This is a genomic window from Amycolatopsis echigonensis, from assembly GCF_002846615.1.
In the GTDB taxonomy this organism is placed as follows: Bacteria; Actinomycetota; Actinomycetes; order Mycobacteriales; family Pseudonocardiaceae; genus Amycolatopsis; species Amycolatopsis echigonensis.
The window spans coordinates 7983239-8001862 of the sequence record NZ_PJMY01000003.1 but is presented as its reverse complement, the minus strand read 5'-3'; the positions used below and the strand labels follow the sequence as shown (position 1 = coordinate 8001862).

Here is an 18624-nt window from a genome sequence, read left to right as displayed (position 1 = left end):
TGACACTGAACAGTGTAGATCCCGCGTGCGCCGGTCCGGGCGGTATCGTTCAGCGAGGGCGGATCAGGTCTGCCCACCTGGACGGCGAGCAGGGGTGACTGTGGAGCACATGATCGGTCCGGCGCTGCGGGAGGCGCGGTTGGCGCGCAACCTGAGCCTGCGCAGCGTCGCGGCGGCGGCCAAGATTTCCGCGAGCCTGTTGTCTCAGGTCGAGAACGGCAAGTCGCAGCCGTCGGTGAGCACGCTGTACGCACTGGTCAGCCACCTCGGCGTCTCGCTCGACGATCTGCTGGGCCTCGGCGGCGGCCGCGCCGCCGCGACCCCGGCCGAGCGGCCGCCGGGTGCGGCGTCGTCCGGGGTGGTCCAGCGTGCCGCCGACAACCCGGTGCTGGAGATGGCCAGCGGGGTCCGGTGGGAGCGGCTGGCGGTCGGCTCGGGTACTGGAGTGGACGCGCTGCTGGTCACCTACGAACCGGGCGCGGCGAGTGCCGCGGACCGGAAGCTGATGCGGCACAGCGGGACCGAGCACGCCTACCTGCTGTCCGGGGAATTGGTCCTGCTGCTGGACTTCGAGCGGCATGCGATCGCCGCGGGCGATTCGCTGTGCTTCGACTCCACCCGGCCGCACCTGTACGTGAACCAGGGCGCCGAACCCGCGCGCGGCATCTGGTTCGTCACGGGACGGCACGAGCTCGACCACACGCAGGACTGGGTCGCCGCGCAACTCGGTCCCGCCGGTTTCGCCGCGTCGCCGTCGAACGCGGCAGAGGCGCTCGAGATGCTCGCGGCGGAGCGCGCCGCGGAAGGCGGAGCCGGCTGAAACAGGAGCGCGAGCTCCGCCGGAAGTGTGCCGGATCTGGGACACCGAGGCCCCGCCGCGGCGGCCTAGCATCCCCGGCACGGTACGGATCGAAATGCCGTGCCGCTGCCCGGAAATGCTTCTCCTCGGAGGTGTCCTGTGCTGACCAGGCGACGTTTTCTGACTGCCGCCGCCGCGGCCGGGCTCGCGCCCGTCGCCGGTCGGCAAACGGCCGCCGCTGACGACGCGGAACCCGGGCTGACCGCCTACCTCAGCGGCGAGGCGATCGGCCGCGACGCGGTGCTCGAATGGGAGGCGCGACGCCTGCGCGTCGCTGCGGAGCGGTTGCGCGGCAACCTGCCCGCCGCGCTGGCGGCCGAACTCGACGCGCTAGTGCTGCGGCCTGCCCAGAGCACCGCGGAGGTGGCCCGTGACCGCGAGCGTCTCGTCGCGGTGAAGATGCGGATGGGCGAGGCGGAGATCCGCAAGCTGATGGCTCCTGACCTCGCGGTCAGCGGCCCGGCGAGCGAGGGCGCGGCTGCCCCCGGCGGGTGGGCGGTCAGCAGCGCGGGGCTCGCCAGCAGCCGCGGCACGGCCGGCGGATTCGCGCGGTGGTTCACCGGCGAGCGGGACCGGAACGACGAGCGAGCCATGCTGGCCGCCTGCCCGGACCACTACCTCGTCCGGACTCCCCGCGCCGGCGTCCAGGAAGTGATCGAGGTGACCGGCGGCGCGGTGCTCGCCGCGCGGTTCGTCATCGACTACGCCGACACCGCGGGCGTTCCGATCGCGCGGGACCAGGGGTTCCCGATCGACCTCTCCGGCTGGGCTCGCGGCGGCGACGGCGTCCCGATCGGCGCGGTGCGCCACCAGTTCCGCGACGACCCGCGAGGCGGATTCGCCGCGCGGCTCGCGATCGCGTTTCCGGCGGTGCTGCCGCCGTGGATGATCAGCGAGCACCGCTGGCACCTCGCCTGCGAGTTCTCGAACTGGGTCCTCGCTTATCTGGCGGGCCGCCCGGCGACCGCGTACTGAGCTGCCGCGATCTCGGTGCCCGGCCTGGTTTTGTGCGCTATGCATTGACATAGGCTGCGCGTTGTTTCATGATACTGAACACCGGCTGAACGCTGCGCTTCCGATGGGCAGTCGAGGGCGACCGTTCCCTCACTTGTCGGCCAGCCGGAGAAACCAGGCAGTCAATCCTCAGGAGGAGTCCGTGTTGATCGGATTCGCCGGGCTCGGGCGGATGGGCTGGCCGATGGCCGCCCGGCTGGCCCGAGCCGGGCACACCGTCCTCGCTTACGACCCGGGCCTCGGCGCGGCGCCCGACGGCGTGACCGCGGTCGAGTCGGCGGGCCGGCTCGCGGACGCGCCGGTGAGCATCAGCATGCTGCCGGACGGGGCGACAACTCGGGACCTGGTGGAGCGCGGGCTGGCCGGAGCGCGGCGTGGGCATCTGCACGTCGTGATGGGCACCGTCGGGCCCGCGCTGGTGCGCGAACTGGCTGCGCGAGGCGGCCCGGTCGAACTGGCGGACGCCCCGGTGTCCGGCAGCGTGTCGATGGCGGAGGCCGGCACGGTCACCGCGATGGTCGGCGCCACGCCGGATCAGTTCGCCCGGCTCCGTCCGGTCCTGTCCGCCATGACCGCTGCGCAGGTGCACACCGGTCCGGTCGGTTCGGGTTCGGCGGCGAAGCTCGCGGTGAACACGGTGCTGGCCGCGGTCAACCAAGGGGTCGCCGAAGGCCTACTCGTCGCGGAGGCGGGCGGACTCGACCTGAAGATCTTCTACGACGTGCTGCGCACCAGCGCCGCGGGCGCGCCTTACGTCGGCTACAAGGAGGAAGCGTTCCTCTCCCCGGCCTCGGCCGGAGTCGCCGCACCGGTGTCGCTGATCCGCAAAGACCTCGGCCTCGCCCTCGACGTCGCCGCCGGTCGCCGGCTCGGACTGCCGGGCACCGAAGCGGCTCAGTCCGTCCTCGACGACGCGATCGCGGCCGGGCTCGGCGACGAGGACATGGCTCAGGTCCTTGCGGCACTGCGGCTGCGCAACACCCGCTCGAACGACAAGGAGACGATCTCATGACCGCCGGCACTGCCGCGGACGTCGAAGCGACCATCCGGGATCTGGAAGAAAGCCGTTACGCCGCCGTCATTTCCGGCGACATCGAGGCCTTCTCCGCGCACGCGCACCCCGACCTGGCCTACACCCATTCGAACGGCGTCACCGACACCCTGGACTCGTACCGCGAGAAGCTGCGCGCAGGCTACTACGTCTATCACCGCATCGATCACCCGGTCGACCGGATCCTCGTCTCCGGGGACACCGCCGTCGTGGTGGGAGAGATGCACGCGGACATCACCGCCGGCGGGACCCGCAAGACCCTGGCCAACAAGGCTTTGGCGGTGTGGGTGCGCGAGAACGGCCGATGGCTGCTGCTGGCCTACCAGCCCACCGTGCTGCCCGAGGCGCGCTGATGGCCGCCTTTGTCTACGACACCCTGCCCGGCCGGGTGGTCTTCGGCGCCGGAGCCGCGCGGACCCAGCTGGCCGCGGAAGCGGAAGCCTTGGGGGCCAAGCGGATTCTGGTGGTCGCCGCCGATTCGGAAACCGAGCTGGCCGACGAACTCTGCGGCCCGCTCGCCGGCCGGGTGACGGAGACCTTCTCCGCAGTCCGTCCGCACGTCCCGGTCGAGGCGGCGGACAAGGCACGCGCCGCGGCCGCCGGCGCCGATCTGATCCTGTCGGTGGGCGGCGGCTCGACGACGGGCACCGCCAAAGCGGTCGCGCTGACCACCGGACTGCCGATCCTGGCCGTGCCCACCACATACGCGGGCTCGGAGGTCACCCCGGTCTGGGGCCTGACCGACGCGGGCCGCAAGACGACCGGAACCGACCCGCGCGTGCTGCCCCGCACAGTCGTCTACGACCCGGACTTGACCGCCACCTTGCCGGAGGAACTGGCGGTCGCCAGCGGTCTGAACGCGATGGCGCACTGCGTCGAAGCGTTCTGGGCGCCGCGCCGCAATCCTGTGTCCAGCGCCGTCGCCGAGGACGGGATCCGGCACCTGGCGGCGGGCTTGCCCGGCTCGGGCGCGGACCCCGCCTCGCGCGAAGAGCTGATGCTCGGCGCCTACCTGGCCGGGTCGGCGTTTGCCGTCGCGGGATCGGGGCTGCACCACAAGATCTGCCATGTGCTCGGCGGAGCTTTCGACCTGCCGCACGCGCAGACGCACGCCATCGTGCTCCCGCACGTGCTGGCGTTCAATGCCGCTCCCGCCGCCGACGCCGCGGCGCGGACCGCCGCCGCGCTTGGCGCGCCGGACCCGGCGATCGGGTTGTTCGAACTGGCCGCGCGACTGGGCGTTCCCGCTGGGTTGCGCGAGCTGGGACTCCTTGAGTCCGATGTGGACACTGTGCTGGACGAGATCCTCGAGCTGGCACCGGCCGACAATCCCCGTCCGGTCACCGCCGCCGGGGTTCGGACGCTGCTGCACGCGGCGTGGGCGGGCATCGAGCCAGGAAAGGAGAGCCGGTGAGCACACGGGAAAGCCTTGCCGCCGAACGGGAACAGGCCGTCACTGACGAGGTCCTGGCCAGCTTCGACAACGCCGAGCCACGGCTGCGCGAGGTCATGCAGAGCCTGGTCCGGCACCTGCACGCGTTCGCCCGCGAAACCCGCCTCAGCGAACGGGAATGGGAAGCGGGCATCGCATTCCTCACCCGCGCCGGGCGCCTCACCGACGACCGGCGCCAGGAGTTCATTCTGCTGTCCGATGTGCTCGGGCTGTCGATGCTGACCGTCGCGATCAACCAACCGGCGGAACCGGGCGCGACCGAGGCGACCGTGTTCGGGCCGTTTTTCCACGACGAGGCACCGGAAATCGCGCTCGGCGGAGACATCGCCCGCGGCGCGGCCGGGATGCCATGCTACGTGTCCGGACAGGTCCGCGGCACTGGCGGCGAGCCGATCGCCGGGGCCCGGATCGACGTGTGGGAGGCCGACGAGGACGGCTTCTACGACGTCCAGTACGACGACCACCGCTCCGCCGGTCGGGCGTGGCTGCGCACCGGGCCGGACGGGGAGTACCGATTCTGGTCGGTGCTGCCCGCGCCGTATCCGATCCCGCACGACGGCCCGGTCGGAGACCTGCTCAAGGCCGCCGGACGCGGCCCGATGCGCCCGGCGCACCTGCACTTCATGGTCACCGCGCCCGGATACCGGCGGCTGATCACCCACATTTTCCTCGCCGGCGACCCGCATCTGCGCGACGACGCGGTCTTCGGCGTGAAAGACAGCCTGATCGTCGACGCGACCACTCACGCGGGCGGGCTCGCACCCGACGGGACCGAGCCCGCGGCCCCCTGGGCGAGCATCGCTTTCGACCTCGTCCTGGCCCCCGCACCGGCCCGCCCCTGACCCGCTGCGCCCATTCCCGACCGTCCGCGCCCGGACGGCGATCGACCCTGCCCGCATGCCCTGGCAGCTCACCGTGGAGATGCGACATGAGAGATTCCCGCTGGATCGTCCTGGGCGGGTGCTTCCTCGCCTACCTGTTCGACGCGCTCGAAATCGTCCTGCTGTCGCTGGCGTTGCCGGCGATCCGGCACGAGATGGGGTTGTCGGTCACGCAAGCGGGCCTGCTCGCGACCGCGACCTTGCTGGGCATCGGAGTCAGCAGCGTCACCGGCGGCTACGTGGCGGACAACTTCGGCCGGAAGAAAGCGCTGATCGCTTCGCTGCTGGTGTTCGGCGGGTTCACCGCGGCGCTGTCCGCCGTGCCGAACTTCGCGGTGTTCCTCGTCCTCCGGTTCCTCGCGGGCATCGGGCTCGGCGCGGTGTGGAGCGTCGTGTCGGCGTACGTGGTCGAGACCTGGCCGTCGCGGCTGCGCGGCCGTGCCGCCGCGTTCGTGATCAGCGCGTTCCCCGCCGGGGGAGCGATCGCCGCGGTGCTGTCCGCCCCGTTCCTGCCGGACTGGCGGACGATGTTCCTCGCCGCCGGTCTCGCGGTCGTCGTGCCAGTCGCGGTGGTCCTCGCCTTCTTCCGCGAATCGGCCAGCTGGGCCGAGCAGAACGCACAGTACGAGGGCGATCCGGTCACCGCGCGGACCGTGCTCACCGGCTCGCTGCGCCGCACCACGCTGCTCGGCACGCTCATGGCCGCGCTGGCCTTGACCGGGTACTGGGGCGCGACCACCTGGCTCCCGACCTACCTGACCACCGAGCGCGGCCTGCCCGCCCCGTCGGTCGCGGTCTTCGTGACCATCCTCAACCTCGGCATGTTCCTGGGCTACAACGGGTTCGGCCTGCTCGCCGACCGGGTCGGCCGGCACCGCACGATCGTGGCGACACTGGCCGGCGTCGCCGTCACCCTGCCCGTCTACGCGGTCGTCACCCATCAGGCGGCGCTGATGTGGCTCGGTCCGCTGTTCGGCGCGTTCACCGCGTTCTTCGGTCTGTTCGGCTCCTATCTCGGGGAGCTGTTCCCCACCCGGGCGCGAGCCACCGGTGCGGGCTTCTGCTTCAACGTCGGCCGCGGCATCTCCGCTTTCGCCCCGTTCGCGCTGGCGGGGCTCGCCGGCACCATCGGCTTCAGCGGCGGGCTCCTGGTCTGTGCGGGCGTTTTCGCCCTTGCGGCCGTGACGGCGCTGTTCCTGCCGCGCACCACGGCCGGCGAGGCCCTTCCGGCCGAGGCCGACCGCGTCCGAGGGGCTGCCGCATGACTGGGACGATGCAGGCAGCCGTTTACCACGGCCCGCAGGACGTGCGGATCGAACAAGTGCTGGTGCCGGCTCCGCGGGATGGCGAAGTGCTCCTGGCAGTGCGGCGCAACGGCCTGTGCGGGACGGACGCCACTGAGTGGGCGAAGGGGCCGGTGCTGGTGCCGCTGCACCGGCCGCATCCGGCGAGCGGGCACGTCGGGCCGATGATCCTGGGACACGAGTTCGTCGGCGAGGTGGTGGACGGGAGCCCCGGCCTTCCCGCGGGCACGCTCGTCGCCTCCGGCGCGGGAGTCTGGTGCGGACAGTGCGACAGGTGTGCCGAGGGCCGCACCAACGTCTGCCGCAACTACTACACGCTCGGGCTGAACGCACCGGGCGGCCTGGCGGAGTACGTTGCGGCACCCGCCGCGACGCTGCGGCCGATTCCTCCCGGCGTCTCCGTGGACGCCGCCGGGATGGCGCAGCCGCTCGCCGTCGGTCTGCACGCGGCGCGCCGGGCGGGCGTACGCGACGGCGACTCGGTCGTGATCATCGGCGCCGGCGCGATCGGCACGTTCGTCCTCGCCGGGCTTATCCACTTGTACCGAGCCGACCTGACCGTGATCGACTTGCCCGGGAAGAAGCTGGAGCGGGCCGCGCGGCTCGGCGCGGCGCACACCGTGTCCGCCCGCAGCGACGTCGTCGCTGCCGTCCTCGAGCGCACTGGTGGCCGGGGAGCAGACGTGGTGATCGAAGCCAGCGGCGCTTCCGGGCAGTTCGAGAACGCGCTGCGGATGGTGTCGGGCGGCGGCCGGGTCCTGGCAGTCGGCCTGCCGAAGGACAAGCCCGCCATCGACCTGGCTGCCGTCGCCCTTCGCGAGATCACCGTCGAGTCCACCGTCGCGCACGTGTGCGACGCCGACCTCGTCCCGGCTCTTGACATCCTCGCCGAAGGACACCTCGAAACGGCGCTGCTCGAGTCGGTGATCCCGTTGCCGGACGTGGTCGCGCGAGGACTGGAACCGCTGGCGTCCGGCAGCGCCGAGGGCAAGATTCTCGTCGCGCCCACCGGCCGGTAGGACCTGCCATGTCCGCCGGAACACAGGAATTCATCGCCGCGGCCCGCGCAGCGTTCGTCGCCGGCGGAGTCGAGACGCCAGGCATCCGCGCCGAGACGCTGGCTTCGTGGCGCCGTTGCAAAGCGGCCGGCGTGCCGGCGACCGGTCGTGTGTCGCGCCGGACCGGCCAGGACTTCGATCGCGACAGTGCGCTGCTGCGCGCGGTGCGTCCGGTCACCGAGGACCTGATGAGCCAGTTCCACGCCTCCGACTTCGGCATGGTCCTGATCGACCGCGACGCCCGCGTAGTGGGCCGGTGGACGGCCAACGGCGCGATGGAGAGACGGCTCGACGGGATGAGCGCCGTCCCCGGAGCGGTCTTCGACGAGTCGTTCGTGGGATCCACCGCACTGGGCACGCCCTTGGAGGAGGGCCGTCCAGCCATTGTGGACGGTGCGGAGCACTACAACGAGACCTTCGATTCCGTTGTCGCCACCGGTGTTCCGGTGACCAACCCGGCGACCGGCGTGGTCGAAGGGGTGCTGGATCTCGTTGCGCCGACCGGTGCGCCGTCAAGCCTGATGCTCCCGCTCGCCGCGCACGCGGCCCGGGACGCGGGCGATCGGCTGGCGAGCGGGCACGCGAGACACGACCGGGAGCTGCTCGACGCGTACCTGCGCTTGGACCGGCGTGGCCACCGGCGCCCGCTGGCAGCGGTGAACAGCCGGCTTCTCGTGGTGAACCGGCACGTCGGCGACGCCTTGGCCGGACATCCGCAGCTGCTGCTGTGGGAACAGGTCGAGCGCGCGATCTCCCGGGGCGAGCGGACGCTCCGCCTCGATCGCGGCGCGCAAACGCCGCTCAGCGCCCGCATCCGGGTGATCGGCGAACCCGGACAGTGCCTGGGCGCGGTTCTCCAGCTGGTGCCCGGTTTCCCCGCATCTGAGCCGAAAGGCGCACCGTGCGGTCCTCGCGTGCTGGAGACCGCGGCGGCGGCAGCCCTGCGCGGCCGCAGCCTGCGGTGGACGAGCGCGGTCCAGCGGGTCCGCGAGGCACTGGCGGGCAGCCGCCCGGTGGTGCTCACCGGGCCGAGCGGGAGCGGGAAGAGCTTCCTGGCCGTATCGGCTGCCCAGCAGCAGGTGGGCAACGAAGGACGAGTCGAAGTGGCCGAGGCATCGGCTGGCGAGACCATGCCCGAGCACTGCGAGGCGGACGCGCTGGTGCTCGACGGCGTCGACTTGCGCGAGGGGCCGGGCGAACTGCTGCGCAGGGTGGTGGACGCGCGCCGGGCTTCCGGCCGCCTGACGGTCCTCGTCTCGTGGTGCAGTCCGGCTCGCGCGGAAGAAGCCGCGGCTGCGATCGGAGGCGACATGGTGGAGCTGCCGAGCCTGGCGCACCGCTCCGCCGACATCGCCGACCTCGTCCGCGCGTGGGCGGACCGCCAGCGTTCCGGCGTGAGCGTCGACGCGACGGCGGTCCACGAATTGGCCCGGCGCAGCTGGCCGGGCAACGTGCGGCAGCTATTCACCACACTGGATCGGGCCCTGGCAGCGCGGCCCCACGGCCGGATCGACCGGGCGGCACTGGGTTTCGCCGGCACCCCCGCCCCGCATCGCGAGCTGACCTTCCTCGAGAACGTCGAACGCGAGGCGATCGCCGCCCTGATCGACTCGGCAGGCGGCAGCCGGATGAGAGTCGCCCAGGAACTCGGCGTGTCCCGGTCGACGCTCTACCGCAAGCTCGCCGCACTCGGCCTCGACATCTGAACCCGACCCCCGGAGACAGGAAAGCGGATGCTGAACTACTTCAAGGACTACCCGGCCGATCTGTCGCTGTCGATGGCCTTGGACATGGGTGCCAACATGGACGAGGTCGACCGGGCCTGCCGCGATCTGCGCGACCACGGCCCGCGGCCTGGCATGGACGAAGCGGACGCGTTCTTCGAGGCCTGGGTCGGTGCCGGTGACCGGCTCGTCGCCGCGGCTCAAGCAGACGAGGCCGTCGGGCATCGCTACTCGGCAGCGGAGAAATATCGCCGCGCCGCCATCATGTACATCACCGGCGAACGGATGCCCGAACACGACAACCCGGCGCGCGTCGAGGCGTACGACCGGGTCCTCCACGCGTTCGGGAAGTACCTCGAGCTCGGCGAGGTGAACTGCGAGAAGGTGTTCGTGCCGTATCAAGGCTCGGTGCTGCCTGCGTTGTGGGTGCCGGCGGCGAGCGGCGCGGCTCCGGCCGTGGTGCACTTCAACGGACTCGACGGGACCAAGGAGTTCCTGTTCCTCACCGGGTTCGGCGCGGCCCTGAACCGGCGGGGGATTTCGGTGCTGTTCGTGGACAATCCCGGCGTGGGGGAGGCGCTGCGCAAGCACGGCTTGCACAACTTCGCGGAGGCTGAGATCCCCGCGGGTGCCTGCGTTGACTACCTGGAAGGCCGTCCCGACGTGGACCCCGACCGGATCGGCATGGTCGCGCTCAGCCTGGGCGGCCACCACGCGGCGCGAGCGACTGCCTTCGAGCCGCGCTTCAAGCTCGCAGTGTGCTGGGGCGCCAATTACGACTTCGCTGCCCGCCTGCGCGGCAGGGTCGCCGGCGCCGGCGCGCAGCCGTCGGTGCCGCACCTGTTCAAGCACCTGATGTGGGTGTTCGGCACCAACACGATGGAGGAATGCGTCCAGGCGACCCGGGACTTCCACCTGCGCGGCATCCTGGACCGGATCACCGTGCCGATCCTGATCACCCACGGCGAGGAGGACCAGCAGATCCCGGTCTCCGACGCGTGGGCGACCTACCACGACTGCGTCAACAGCCCGCGCCGGGAGCTCCGGCGCTTCACCGCGGAGGAGGGCGGCGAACAGCATTGCCAGATCGGGAACATGTCGCTGGGGACCGACTACATGGCCGACTGGATCGCGGACGTGCTGGGGACCGGATCCGCAGTCGGCACACCGGTTCAGGACGCCGCTCCCGTCAGGTGAGAACGGTCGGCGCGACGCCGGACTTCAACCATGACAGTGCCGCTCATGGTGTCATCAGAGCCGGCAGTCCCGTCCGGGGAGAGTCTGCCTCACGTGATGCGGGGCTGCTGGTCAGCCTTCCGCACCGGCCTGCACGCGTCAGCCCCCATGACGGTGACCCGCTCGCGGTCGGCTTCCAGCTCGCGCACGGCGATGACCTTGTCGTCGGGAATCAGCCCGGCGTGGGCGTCGGTCGTGCGCGGCCGCCTGCAGTGCATTGCCGCACGCGGCCGACCCAGTCACGGGATGGTTTCCGGCGTCTACGGTGATGTGCGGGCACATGGACGGGTCGGATGCGTCGCAACCGCGGTGAGGCACACCGAGCGTTTCTAGATGCGAGGCTGCCGCATCTGGAGGCGCAGTACCGGATCGCGCGGCACGCGGCGGCCGACGAATTGAGCGCAATCACCGGCTCCGCTGCGGCGTCTCCATACCGGCGACCGCGTGTTGTCGCCTCGCTGACAGTTCCGTGGCCGAACGCGGCACCACCAGGCTGGAGTGGTCGGCAGCAACGGCGAACGGAGCATCGTGACCACGTCCCATCGGGAGTCTCCCAGGAAGACCAAGGCCGACCGGCTGCCGGTATGGCGGATCGGCGTCGTCGGCGGGTTGGTGGGCATTCTCTGCTGTGTCGGCCCGACTGTGCTGGCGCTGCTCGGCTTGGTCACCGCCGGAACCGCGTTCGCGTGGGCGACGAACCTCTATGACGGTTACGCCTGGTGGTTCCGGCTCGGCGGGTTGGCCGTTCTGGCTGTCCTGGTTTGGCTGTCCCTTCGGCGGCGCGACCAGTGCAGTGTGGCCGGGATGCGGCGCTGGTGGTGGCGGCTGCTCGGCGTCCTCGGCATCGCCGTCGGCACGTACGTCGCGTTGTACGCGCTGACAACCTGGTTAGGCACCTTCGCCTGAGCAGCGGCGGCCGAACCGGCGCGGCAGCGAGTTCGCGACCACGATGGCCGCTCCGGTGCAATGCCTGTCGTAGCGTTTGCCCTCGGCAGGCCCGTCGACCGGGGCGTTGAGTGCGGGTACAACGTTCGGCGGTTCGGGAGGGCGCGGGGTATGTCTGAAGTGGCGGTGTATTGGTGGCCGGGTTGCGTGTTCTGCGCGCGGCTGCGGCGGCAGCTCGATCGCGCTGGGGTCCCGTATCGGCCGGTCAATATCTGGGAAGACCCGGCCGCGGCGGAGACGGTGCGGTCCATTGCGCGAGGCAACGAAACCGTGCCGACGGTGGTCGTCGGCGGGCAGGGCTTGGTGAATCCGAGCTTGCGCCAGGTGCAGGCGGCGATGCGGGAGGCGATGCCGGACGTGCCGTTCGCGTCCGATGCCGCGCGCCGCCCGTCGCCGGGTTTGCTGGGGTCGCTGCGCCACAAAGTGCGCAACCTCAGGCGCTAGGCACCGGCGGGCAGCGCCATCAGTCTCTGGGCGACCTCGGCAAGGTCGGAGCCGACCACGTCGGCGGGCGCGAAGATCTCGGCGTAGTGGCCTTCGTGGCGGCTGGCCCATCCCGTCGTCAGGCCCGCCCGGTGCGCGCCGTGGCAGTCGAACGCGTGCACTGCCACCAGAGCGGCCTGCTCGGGCTCGCAGCCGGCCTTCTGGAGTGCGTACTGGTAGACCTGGGCGGGCGGCTTCCAGCTGCGCACGTCGGCGACGGACAGAATTTGCTCGACATACGTCGTCAACCCGGTGCGCTGCAGAAAATCCTGGGTGTTCCGCACTGCGCCGTTGCTCAGGCATGCCACGCGGACGTCGTGTTCGGCGAGCAGCCGCAGCGCCGGTTCGACGTCGGGATGCGCTGGCAGTTCGGCGAATCCGGCCAGGACGTGCTCGACGGCGTCCTTGCTGACCGCGCCGCGGGTCAGGGTGCGCAGCGCGGCCGCGGCGACCTTCGGGAACGGTTCGTAGTCCCCGGCCAAGGTCAGCGCCATGCCGTCGCGCAGGAGCCGGTCGAACCAGCGTTCCAGCAACTCCGGTGGTGCGCCGATGTCGCTGAAGCGGTGTCGCAACGGCTCCAGCGACATCAGGGTTTCCACTACGTCGAAGACCACTACGCGCGGGCGATTCGGCATCAGGCCTCCCATGCCTGGGCAGTGAACGCGTCGTCCAGGGGCGTGTGGGCCAGATGGTTGATGTAGTTGGACAGGGTCTTCATCGCGACACCGACGACGACGTCCAGGATCTGCCGCTGCGCGAATCCGGCGGCCAGGAATGCGCGTATCTCGTCGTCGGGGACGTTGCCCTGCTCGGCGGCCACGGCGTGGGTGAAGCGGCGGATGGCTTCCAGTTGCGGGTCGCCGAGCGGCTTGCCGTCGCGCAACGCGGCGACCGTTTCACTGTCCACACCGGACCGCAGGGCGTTCGTGGAGTGCACGGCCATGCAGTAGTGGCAGGCGTTGTAACGGCTGACCGTGAGCCACACGACATCTTGCCCGCCCTTGGGCAGCGACGTCTTGCGGAACTGCTCCGACAGTGCCTGGTACGCGTTGAACGCCTGCGGCGACTCGGCCATGATGCCGTACAGGTTCGGGATGAACCCGAGACTCTTGTGGATCTTTTCGAGCGCCGGGGCCACTTCGGCCGGCGCGGTATGCTCGTCGTGGATCGTGAACTCCGACATCGAATTCCTCCGTGTTCGTCGGGTTGAGCGCGGCCACGTCTCGGTGGTATCGCCCGGACGGCGCAACGCGGTCAACGCGGCGGCGACGGCGCTGCGCAGGGTCGACGCGTCCGCGCCGGCTCGCGAGCGCAGGTTGACGCCTTGGGCCACCAGCACCAGGTGTTCGGCAGTGGCGTCCAGGTCGAGGTCCGGGCGGAGCTGGCCCAGCCGGTCAGCCGAGTCCAGCGCAGTCCGCAGCGCATCCCGCACCCGCTGGTGATGTTCGGCGAGCGCATCCGGGATGGGTGCCTGCCCGCCGGTCTGGAGGTTGGTGGCCAGACAGCCCCAGCGAGCCCGCGGACCCGCACAGCGCGCGGTGATCAGCCCGTCGAAGAACTCCGCGATCGTCGACAGCCCGCGCCCGCCGGTCTCGAGCGCGGTGAACGCGGGTTCGGCGTGCTCGGCCAGGTAGCGGCGCAGCGCGGCCAGGCAGAGGCTCTGCTTGCTGCCGAACGTCGCGTACAGGCTTGACCGGCTGATGCCGGTGGTGGCCACGATGTCCGCGATCCCGGTCTCGGCCCAGCCACGCTGCCACAGCAACTGCGTCACGGCGCCGACCACCGCCGAGGGATCGAAATGCTTGACGCCCGACACGGTGCACCTCCAACCTGGACCGCTCGTTCCAGGTTGGATCGCAGGTGTCGATCGCGCCATCGCAGTGTCTGGTCGCTGACAAACTCCGCTTGCCGGGCGGGGCGGGTCTGGTGTGCTGGACGATGAGTCCGAGGCTCGGCAAGGAGGGCGCAGCGTGACGCGAGGCAGTGGCAGGGCCGACCTGGTCATCGTCGGCGGCGGAACCGCCGGCATCATCGCTGCCCAGACCGCGGGCGGGCTCGGCGCGCGGGTCGTCCTCGTGGAACGTGACCGCATCGGCGGTGACTGCCTGTGGACCGGATGCGTGCCGAGCAAAGCACTGATCGCCGCTGCCCGCGCCGCCCAGAACATGCGCACTGCGGGCAGGTTCGGCATCGCTCCGGTCGAGCCGCAGGTGGATTTCGCGGCCGTGACGGCGCATGTCCGCAGGTCGATCGAGCGGATCGAGCCGGTCGACTCGCCCGCGGCGCTTACCGACGCCGGTGCCGAGGTCGTCGCCGGTACCGCGGTGTTCACCGGCCCGGACGAACTCCAGATCGAGGGCCGGTCGCTGCGGTTCCGGCGCGCGCTGATCGCCACCGGCTCCGCCCCGGCGCTCCCGCCGGTGCCCGGCCTGGCCGAGGCGGAGCCGCTGACCAGCGACACCGTGTGGGACCTGGCGGAACTGCCCGCCCGGTTGGCCGTGCTGGGCGGCGGCCCGATCGGCTGCGAGCTCGGACAGGCGTTCGCCCGCCTCGGCGCCGAGGTGACCGTCGTCGAGGCCACCGAACGCCTTGTGCCGCGCGAAGAACCCCGCGCTGCGACCGCGTTGTCGGCCGCCCTGTCCGCGGACGGCGTCCGCGTGCTGACCTCGACTACCGTCACCCAAGCCGCCCGGCAGGCGAAAGGGGTGCGTCTAGATCTCACGGGCCGCACCGGCCCGAGCGTGCTCGATGTCGACCGGGTGCTCGTCGCCACTGGCTGCCGCCCGCGCACCGCCGGGCTCGGCCTTGAGCAGGCCGGGGTTCGCCTGGACGAGCGCGGCTACGTTGCCGTGGACGCCAAGCTGCGCACCAGCAACCACCGGATCTACGCGGCCGGGGACGTCACCGGCGCGCCCGCGTTCACCCACGTCGCCGGGGTCCACGGCAGCATCGCCGCCACCAACGCGCTGCTCGCCCCGATCCGCCGCATCGACCACGACAAGATTCCCTGGGTGACCTTCACCGACCCCGAGATCGCCCACCTCGGCCTCACCGAAGACCAAGCCCGCCAACGCTTCGGCGACGCGGTCCGGGTCCGGCTGCTCCAGCACGAGCACCTCGACCGCGCGATTGTAGAAGACGAAACCGACGGCTTCACCCACGTCGTGCTCGACGCCAAAGGTCGCGTGCTCGGTGCCACAGTCGTAGGACCGCGGGCCGGGGAGATGATCGCCGAGCTCACCGGATTGCTCGCGCGCGGCGGGAGGTTGAGGGATCTCGCGTCGGTGATTCATCCCTATCCGGCGTGGTCCGACGGTGTCTGGAACGCGGCCGTGGCCGAGTCGAGCGACGCACTCCAGAGACCGGTCATGCGCCGCGTCACCGGTGCCTTGTTACGCCTGCGCCGAGTCCGGTGACGCTCCACGTCGGCAACTCGACTGCATGGATTCTCTGGCGGCAAGTCCAGCACCAGGTCGCGATGGTCGGGGACGGCATCAGTGACGCGTCCTCGCTGATGCGCGCCGACGTGGGCGTGCCCATCGGCGGGGCACCGACATCGCCACCGGGTCCGCCGACATCATCCTTGTCCGCGACGACCTCAGGCTCGTGCTCACCGCGCGCCGAGATCAGGTGCCGCTCCTACCGCAGGTTTTAGCAGAACGTCGTGCTGGCGTTCGCGTTCAACGGCCTCGGCCTCCCGCTTCGGCGACCGGGTTGTCAGGTCACCCAGTATCGCTCTGCCCTCGCTGCTGGCTTGTCTCTGTGCTTTCCCACCCCATGACCGTGCGGCCGAGACTTACCATCGACGTCCACAGTGGAGTGATCCGGGGACCGAGCCGATGCACATGATCAGGGGCGAAGATCACCCGCGTCACCGTGGCGAAGCCTGCCAGCAGGACCGGTCGCGGTGAAGCGGCACTTCGCGTCCGCTCAGCGGCGGCGCAGGGTGAACCAGAAAGTGGGGAAGGGGTTCGTGCCCGGGGTGACGTCGACGAGATCCCAGTCGGAGAACCGTGTGCGCAGTTCGTCGGCGGTCACCCCGAAGATCTTGTCGGGCAGTGCGTCCGGCCCGTACCCGAACATCAGCAGGTTCGCCCCCGGTGCCGTGGCGCGGGTGACTCCGGCCGCGTAGCCGTCACGCCGATGCGCCGGGATGGCGCAGAAGCAGCTCAGGTCGAAGACGAGCGAGAAGCCGTCGCCCACGGCCAGCTCGACCAATCGAGTGGCATCGCCGAGCAGCAACTGTGCGGACACTCCGGCCGCGTCCGCCTTCGCACGGGCCTGCTCGATCGCCCGTTCGATCAGGTCGACCCCCACTACCTCCCAGCCGTGTTCCGCGAGGTAGACGGCGTTGGTCCCGGTGCCGCACCCGAGTTCGAGCGCGCGCCCGGCCGGCTCGCGCTCGACCAGCGCAACCAGTTCCGGCGGCGTGACGCCGTTGTCCCACGGCGCTTTCTCCCGGTAGTACTCCTCGAACTCCAGCCGGACCGCCGTCTCTTGTTCCGCCGGGCTCTTCGCCTGCATCCGCTGGACCATGACTTCTCCTCCGGTTACTAGAGTCAGCCTCTAGAGTTCCTCTCTAGAGCTATACTCTTCTTCGTGAGTTCTGACAAGCAGGCCGAACGCTCCCGCAAGACCCGCGCGAAGATCGTCGCCGCCGCGTGCGAACTGTTCGTGGAGAAGGGATACGGGGCGACGAGCCTGCAGGACGTCGCGACCCGGGCCGGGGTGGCCGTCCAGACGATCTACTTCGTCTTCGGCGCCAAACGCGCGCTGTTTAAGGACGTCGTGGACACCACCATCGCCGGCGACGCCGAGCCGGTGGAAACGATGGGCCGGGACTGGTTCCGCCGCGCGGTCGCCGCTCCGACCGCGGCCGAACACGTCCGCCTGCACGTGCGAGGCACGCGACCCGTCATGGACCGGGTCGCACCGATCATCCCGGTCATCGCGGCCGCCACCGCGACGGATCCGGAGATCCCGGCGCTGTGGCCGGACCGTGACCCGCGCTATACCGTCCTGCACACGACCGCGAAGTCCCTGGTCACGAAGCCAGGCGCACGGACGGGAGTGTCGGCGCGGCATGCCGCGGATGTCCTGTACGGGGTGCTGAGCCCGGAGCTGTACCTGGTGTTCACCCGGGAACGAGGCTGGTCGCCCGCGAAGTGGGAGAAGTGGGCACGGGAAACCCTGCTCCAGCAACTGTGCGAGGCGGCCGGTTCCTGAGCCCCAAGGCTCCGTCTCGTTTCATTCGGCTCGTCTGCGGTCCGTCAGCGACGCGCGAGTGACGGTCTGGCCGGACATTGCCAGCGCTACGACACATCTTCCCCGATTGCGGGTATGCCGCTGGAATGCCCGGACCGGTTCCGGGACTGGGGAGTCTGTCTGCTGCTGCGGTAGCCACGCGTCCAGCGGAGGAGGGCGCGGGCGGTGAGCACGGCCTGCATCGCCGCGGCCGGCCGGACGAGGACGGGCCGTGGCGTGTCCACCATCCGGCCGCGTCCGAAGCTGGCCGTGGCGACCGCGACGACCGGAGCCACCCAGGCCGCCAGCGCGGCGGTGCGGACCCGGATGCTTGGTTCGTGGTGCAGGGCGTACCAGGCCCAGAAGGCCGCGTCGGCCAGCGAGTCCGCGGCGGCCCCGAACCGGGATGCGGTGCCGAGCCCGCGGGCGAGACGGCCGTCGGCGAGATCGCTGGCGAGCGCAACGAGGGGGACGGCCCACCCGTCGCTGATCGCGGGCAGGTTGGCGCGGGTCAAGGTGACGATGTCGGCCGCGCCGAGGGAGCGGCGGTCTTCCAGCATGCCCAGGTGGGTGGCCGCCAGCACCCAGCTCGCCACCGTCCACACAGGACGCTTCCGCCGACCGGCCGCAGCGAAGACGAGGTGCAGCACGGTGATCTCGCCCAGCGCAGGTGGCCGCAGCCGGGCTTGACTGATCGAGCGCCGAGTGGTGTCGAGGAGGAATCTGGTCCAGGCTCGCGGCCGCCACCGTCCCTGACGCAACCCGTCCAGGAGCGCATTGGTGGCTGCGCGGCTGTCCGGCTCGGTCGTCACCGGTCGTCGCCGAGCATTGTTTTGAGACCCGCGTATCCGCCGTCGGCCAGCCGCCGCGCCGAGCGGGTGAAGTAGTCCGCGCTGGCCGTGATGCCGAGCCCGTCGACCAAGCGGTTCATGAGGTTGAACAACGCGCACACCGAGACCGCGTCGTGCAGGGCACGCTCGTCCCAGCCCGCAGCGAACACCGCGGCGGCGTCGGCTTCGGTCATCCGGCTCGGGGTGCGGGTGAGCTTCCCGACGTAAGACAGGAGCGGTTTGAGCCGCTCGTCGACCGGCGCGGTGGCGACATCGGCGAGCAGTGCGCTGAGCGTGTTTCCCGGGACGCCGAACGCGGCCGCGGTGGCCGTGTGGACGCCGTGGCAATAGCCGCAGGAATTGAGCCCGGAGACGTAGGCGGCGATGAGCTCGCGTTCCGCCACGCTCACTGGGGACGGCCCACGCAGCAGCGCCTCGTGATAGTCGAGCAACGGTCCTGCGGTGTCCGGATAGGACCGGAACACGTCGAGCAGGACGGCCTCGGCGGGCAGCGACGGCAAATACGACAACAGGTTCTCCTC

Annotated in this window: 20 protein-coding genes; 14 read left to right on the top strand and 6 right to left on the bottom strand. The window is 70.8% G+C overall.

Features of this window, described 5'->3' with window-relative positions:
• Window positions 1-94 precede the first annotated feature (94 nt).
• From ATK30_RS42795 to ATK30_RS42750, 10 genes are all read left to right on the top strand, one after another.
• Window positions 95-820, top strand: coding sequence for a helix-turn-helix domain-containing protein (locus ATK30_RS42795; RefSeq protein ID WP_244194897.1), 726 nt, complete (start codon window positions 95-97; stop codon window positions 818-820).
• Between the two features lie 138 nt (window positions 821-958).
• Window positions 959-1834 (top strand): hypothetical protein, encoded by an 876-nt coding sequence (locus ATK30_RS42790; protein WP_101440355.1) that lies wholly within the window; start codon window positions 959-961, stop codon window positions 1832-1834.
• A 181-nt stretch (window positions 1835-2015) separates the two neighbouring features.
• Window positions 2016-2885, top strand: coding sequence for an NAD(P)-dependent oxidoreductase (locus tag ATK30_RS42785; RefSeq protein ID WP_101440354.1), 870 nt, complete (start codon window positions 2016-2018; stop codon window positions 2883-2885).
• On the top strand, window positions 2882-3277 hold the full coding sequence (locus ATK30_RS42780; RefSeq protein WP_101440353.1) for a nuclear transport factor 2 family protein: 396 nt from the start codon (window positions 2882-2884) through the stop codon (window positions 3275-3277). Before ATK30_RS42785 ends, ATK30_RS42780 begins: the two co-directional genes overlap by 4 nt.
• Window positions 3277-4338: a maleylacetate reductase gene (locus tag ATK30_RS42775; RefSeq protein ID WP_101440352.1), complete on the top strand. Its 1062-nt coding sequence runs from the start codon at window positions 3277-3279 to the stop codon at window positions 4336-4338. Before ATK30_RS42780 ends, ATK30_RS42775 begins: the two co-directional genes overlap by 1 nt.
• Entirely contained in the window at window positions 4335-5219 is an 885-nt protein-coding gene (locus tag ATK30_RS42770; protein ID WP_101440351.1) for an intradiol ring-cleavage dioxygenase, read from the top strand. The genes ATK30_RS42775 and ATK30_RS42770 overlap by 4 nt, the downstream gene beginning before the upstream one ends.
• Before the next feature lie 86 nt (window positions 5220-5305).
• On the top strand, window positions 5306-6523 hold the full coding sequence (locus tag ATK30_RS42765) for an MFS transporter (protein ID WP_101440350.1): 1218 nt from the start codon (window positions 5306-5308) through the stop codon (window positions 6521-6523).
• Window positions 6520-7581, top strand: coding sequence for a zinc-dependent alcohol dehydrogenase (locus ATK30_RS42760; protein ID WP_244194896.1), 1062 nt, complete (start codon window positions 6520-6522; stop codon window positions 7579-7581). Before ATK30_RS42765 ends, ATK30_RS42760 begins: the two co-directional genes overlap by 4 nt.
• An 8-nt stretch (window positions 7582-7589) precedes the next feature.
• Window positions 7590-9326, top strand: coding sequence for a sigma-54-dependent Fis family transcriptional regulator (locus ATK30_RS42755; RefSeq protein WP_101440348.1), 1737 nt, complete (start codon window positions 7590-7592; stop codon window positions 9324-9326).
• A gap of 27 nt (window positions 9327-9353) precedes the next feature.
• A complete protein-coding gene (locus ATK30_RS42750; protein WP_101440347.1) occupies window positions 9354-10541 on the top strand; it encodes an alpha/beta hydrolase family protein in 1188 nt (395 codons plus the stop codon).
• 89 nt (window positions 10542-10630) lie between these two features.
• Here the strand turns inward: ATK30_RS42750 and ATK30_RS45245 are convergent, their stop codons facing one another.
• The gene (locus ATK30_RS45245; protein WP_158242582.1) at window positions 10631-10798 is read right to left on the bottom strand and encodes a hypothetical protein; all 168 of its coding nucleotides are present in this window, start codon (window positions 10796-10798) and stop codon (window positions 10631-10633) included.
• A 310-nt stretch (window positions 10799-11108) separates the two neighbouring features.
• Between ATK30_RS45245 and ATK30_RS42745 the strand changes: the two genes are divergently transcribed.
• On the top strand, window positions 11109-11486 hold the full coding sequence (locus ATK30_RS42745) for a hypothetical protein (protein ID WP_101441371.1): 378 nt from the start codon (window positions 11109-11111) through the stop codon (window positions 11484-11486).
• A 150-nt stretch (window positions 11487-11636) separates the two neighbouring features.
• Window positions 11637-11969 carry a glutaredoxin domain-containing protein gene (locus ATK30_RS42740; protein WP_101440346.1) on the top strand — a complete coding sequence of 111 codons (333 nt, stop codon included), beginning with the start codon at window positions 11637-11639 and terminating at the stop codon, window positions 11967-11969.
• On the opposite strand, the gene ATK30_RS42735 is transcribed toward ATK30_RS42740, so the two are convergent.
• The gene (locus ATK30_RS42735; protein WP_101441370.1) at window positions 11966-12643 is read right to left on the bottom strand and encodes a haloacid dehalogenase type II; all 678 of its coding nucleotides are present in this window, start codon (window positions 12641-12643) and stop codon (window positions 11966-11968) included. The two genes, ATK30_RS42740 and ATK30_RS42735, sit on opposite strands and share 4 nt — an antisense overlap.
• Complete coding sequence (locus ATK30_RS42730) at window positions 12643-13824, bottom strand: TetR family transcriptional regulator C-terminal domain-containing protein (RefSeq protein WP_101440345.1); 1182 nt, start codon at window positions 13822-13824, stop codon at window positions 12643-12645. Before ATK30_RS42730 ends, ATK30_RS42735 begins: the two co-directional genes overlap by 1 nt.
• A gap of 154 nt (window positions 13825-13978) precedes the next feature.
• Here ATK30_RS42730 and ATK30_RS42725 point away from each other — a divergent pair, with 154 nt between their 5' ends.
• Window positions 13979-15424, top strand: a complete 1446-nt coding sequence (locus tag ATK30_RS42725; protein WP_101440344.1) for a dihydrolipoyl dehydrogenase family protein — start codon at window positions 13979-13981, stop codon at window positions 15422-15424.
• A gap of 514 nt (window positions 15425-15938) precedes the next feature.
• On the opposite strand, the gene ATK30_RS42720 is transcribed toward ATK30_RS42725, so the two are convergent.
• Window positions 15939-16544: a class I SAM-dependent methyltransferase gene (locus tag ATK30_RS42720; protein ID WP_244194895.1), complete on the bottom strand. Its 606-nt coding sequence runs from the start codon at window positions 16542-16544 to the stop codon at window positions 15939-15941.
• Between the two features lie 63 nt (window positions 16545-16607).
• Here ATK30_RS42720 and ATK30_RS42715 point away from each other — a divergent pair, with 63 nt between their 5' ends.
• The gene (locus ATK30_RS42715; protein ID WP_101440343.1) at window positions 16608-17234 is read left to right on the top strand and encodes a TetR/AcrR family transcriptional regulator; all 627 of its coding nucleotides are present in this window, start codon (window positions 16608-16610) and stop codon (window positions 17232-17234) included.
• An 86-nt stretch (window positions 17235-17320) separates the two neighbouring features.
• On the opposite strand, the gene ATK30_RS42710 is transcribed toward ATK30_RS42715, so the two are convergent.
• Both ATK30_RS42710 and ATK30_RS42705 read right to left on the bottom strand, forming a co-directional pair.
• Window positions 17321-18064, bottom strand: a complete 744-nt coding sequence (locus tag ATK30_RS42710; protein WP_183122643.1) for a CDP-alcohol phosphatidyltransferase family protein — start codon at window positions 18062-18064, stop codon at window positions 17321-17323.
• The gene (locus ATK30_RS42705; protein ID WP_101440342.1) at window positions 18061-18612 is read right to left on the bottom strand and encodes a carboxymuconolactone decarboxylase family protein; all 552 of its coding nucleotides are present in this window, start codon (window positions 18610-18612) and stop codon (window positions 18061-18063) included. The genes ATK30_RS42710 and ATK30_RS42705 overlap by 4 nt, the downstream gene beginning before the upstream one ends.
• Window positions 18613-18624 lie beyond the last annotated feature (12 nt).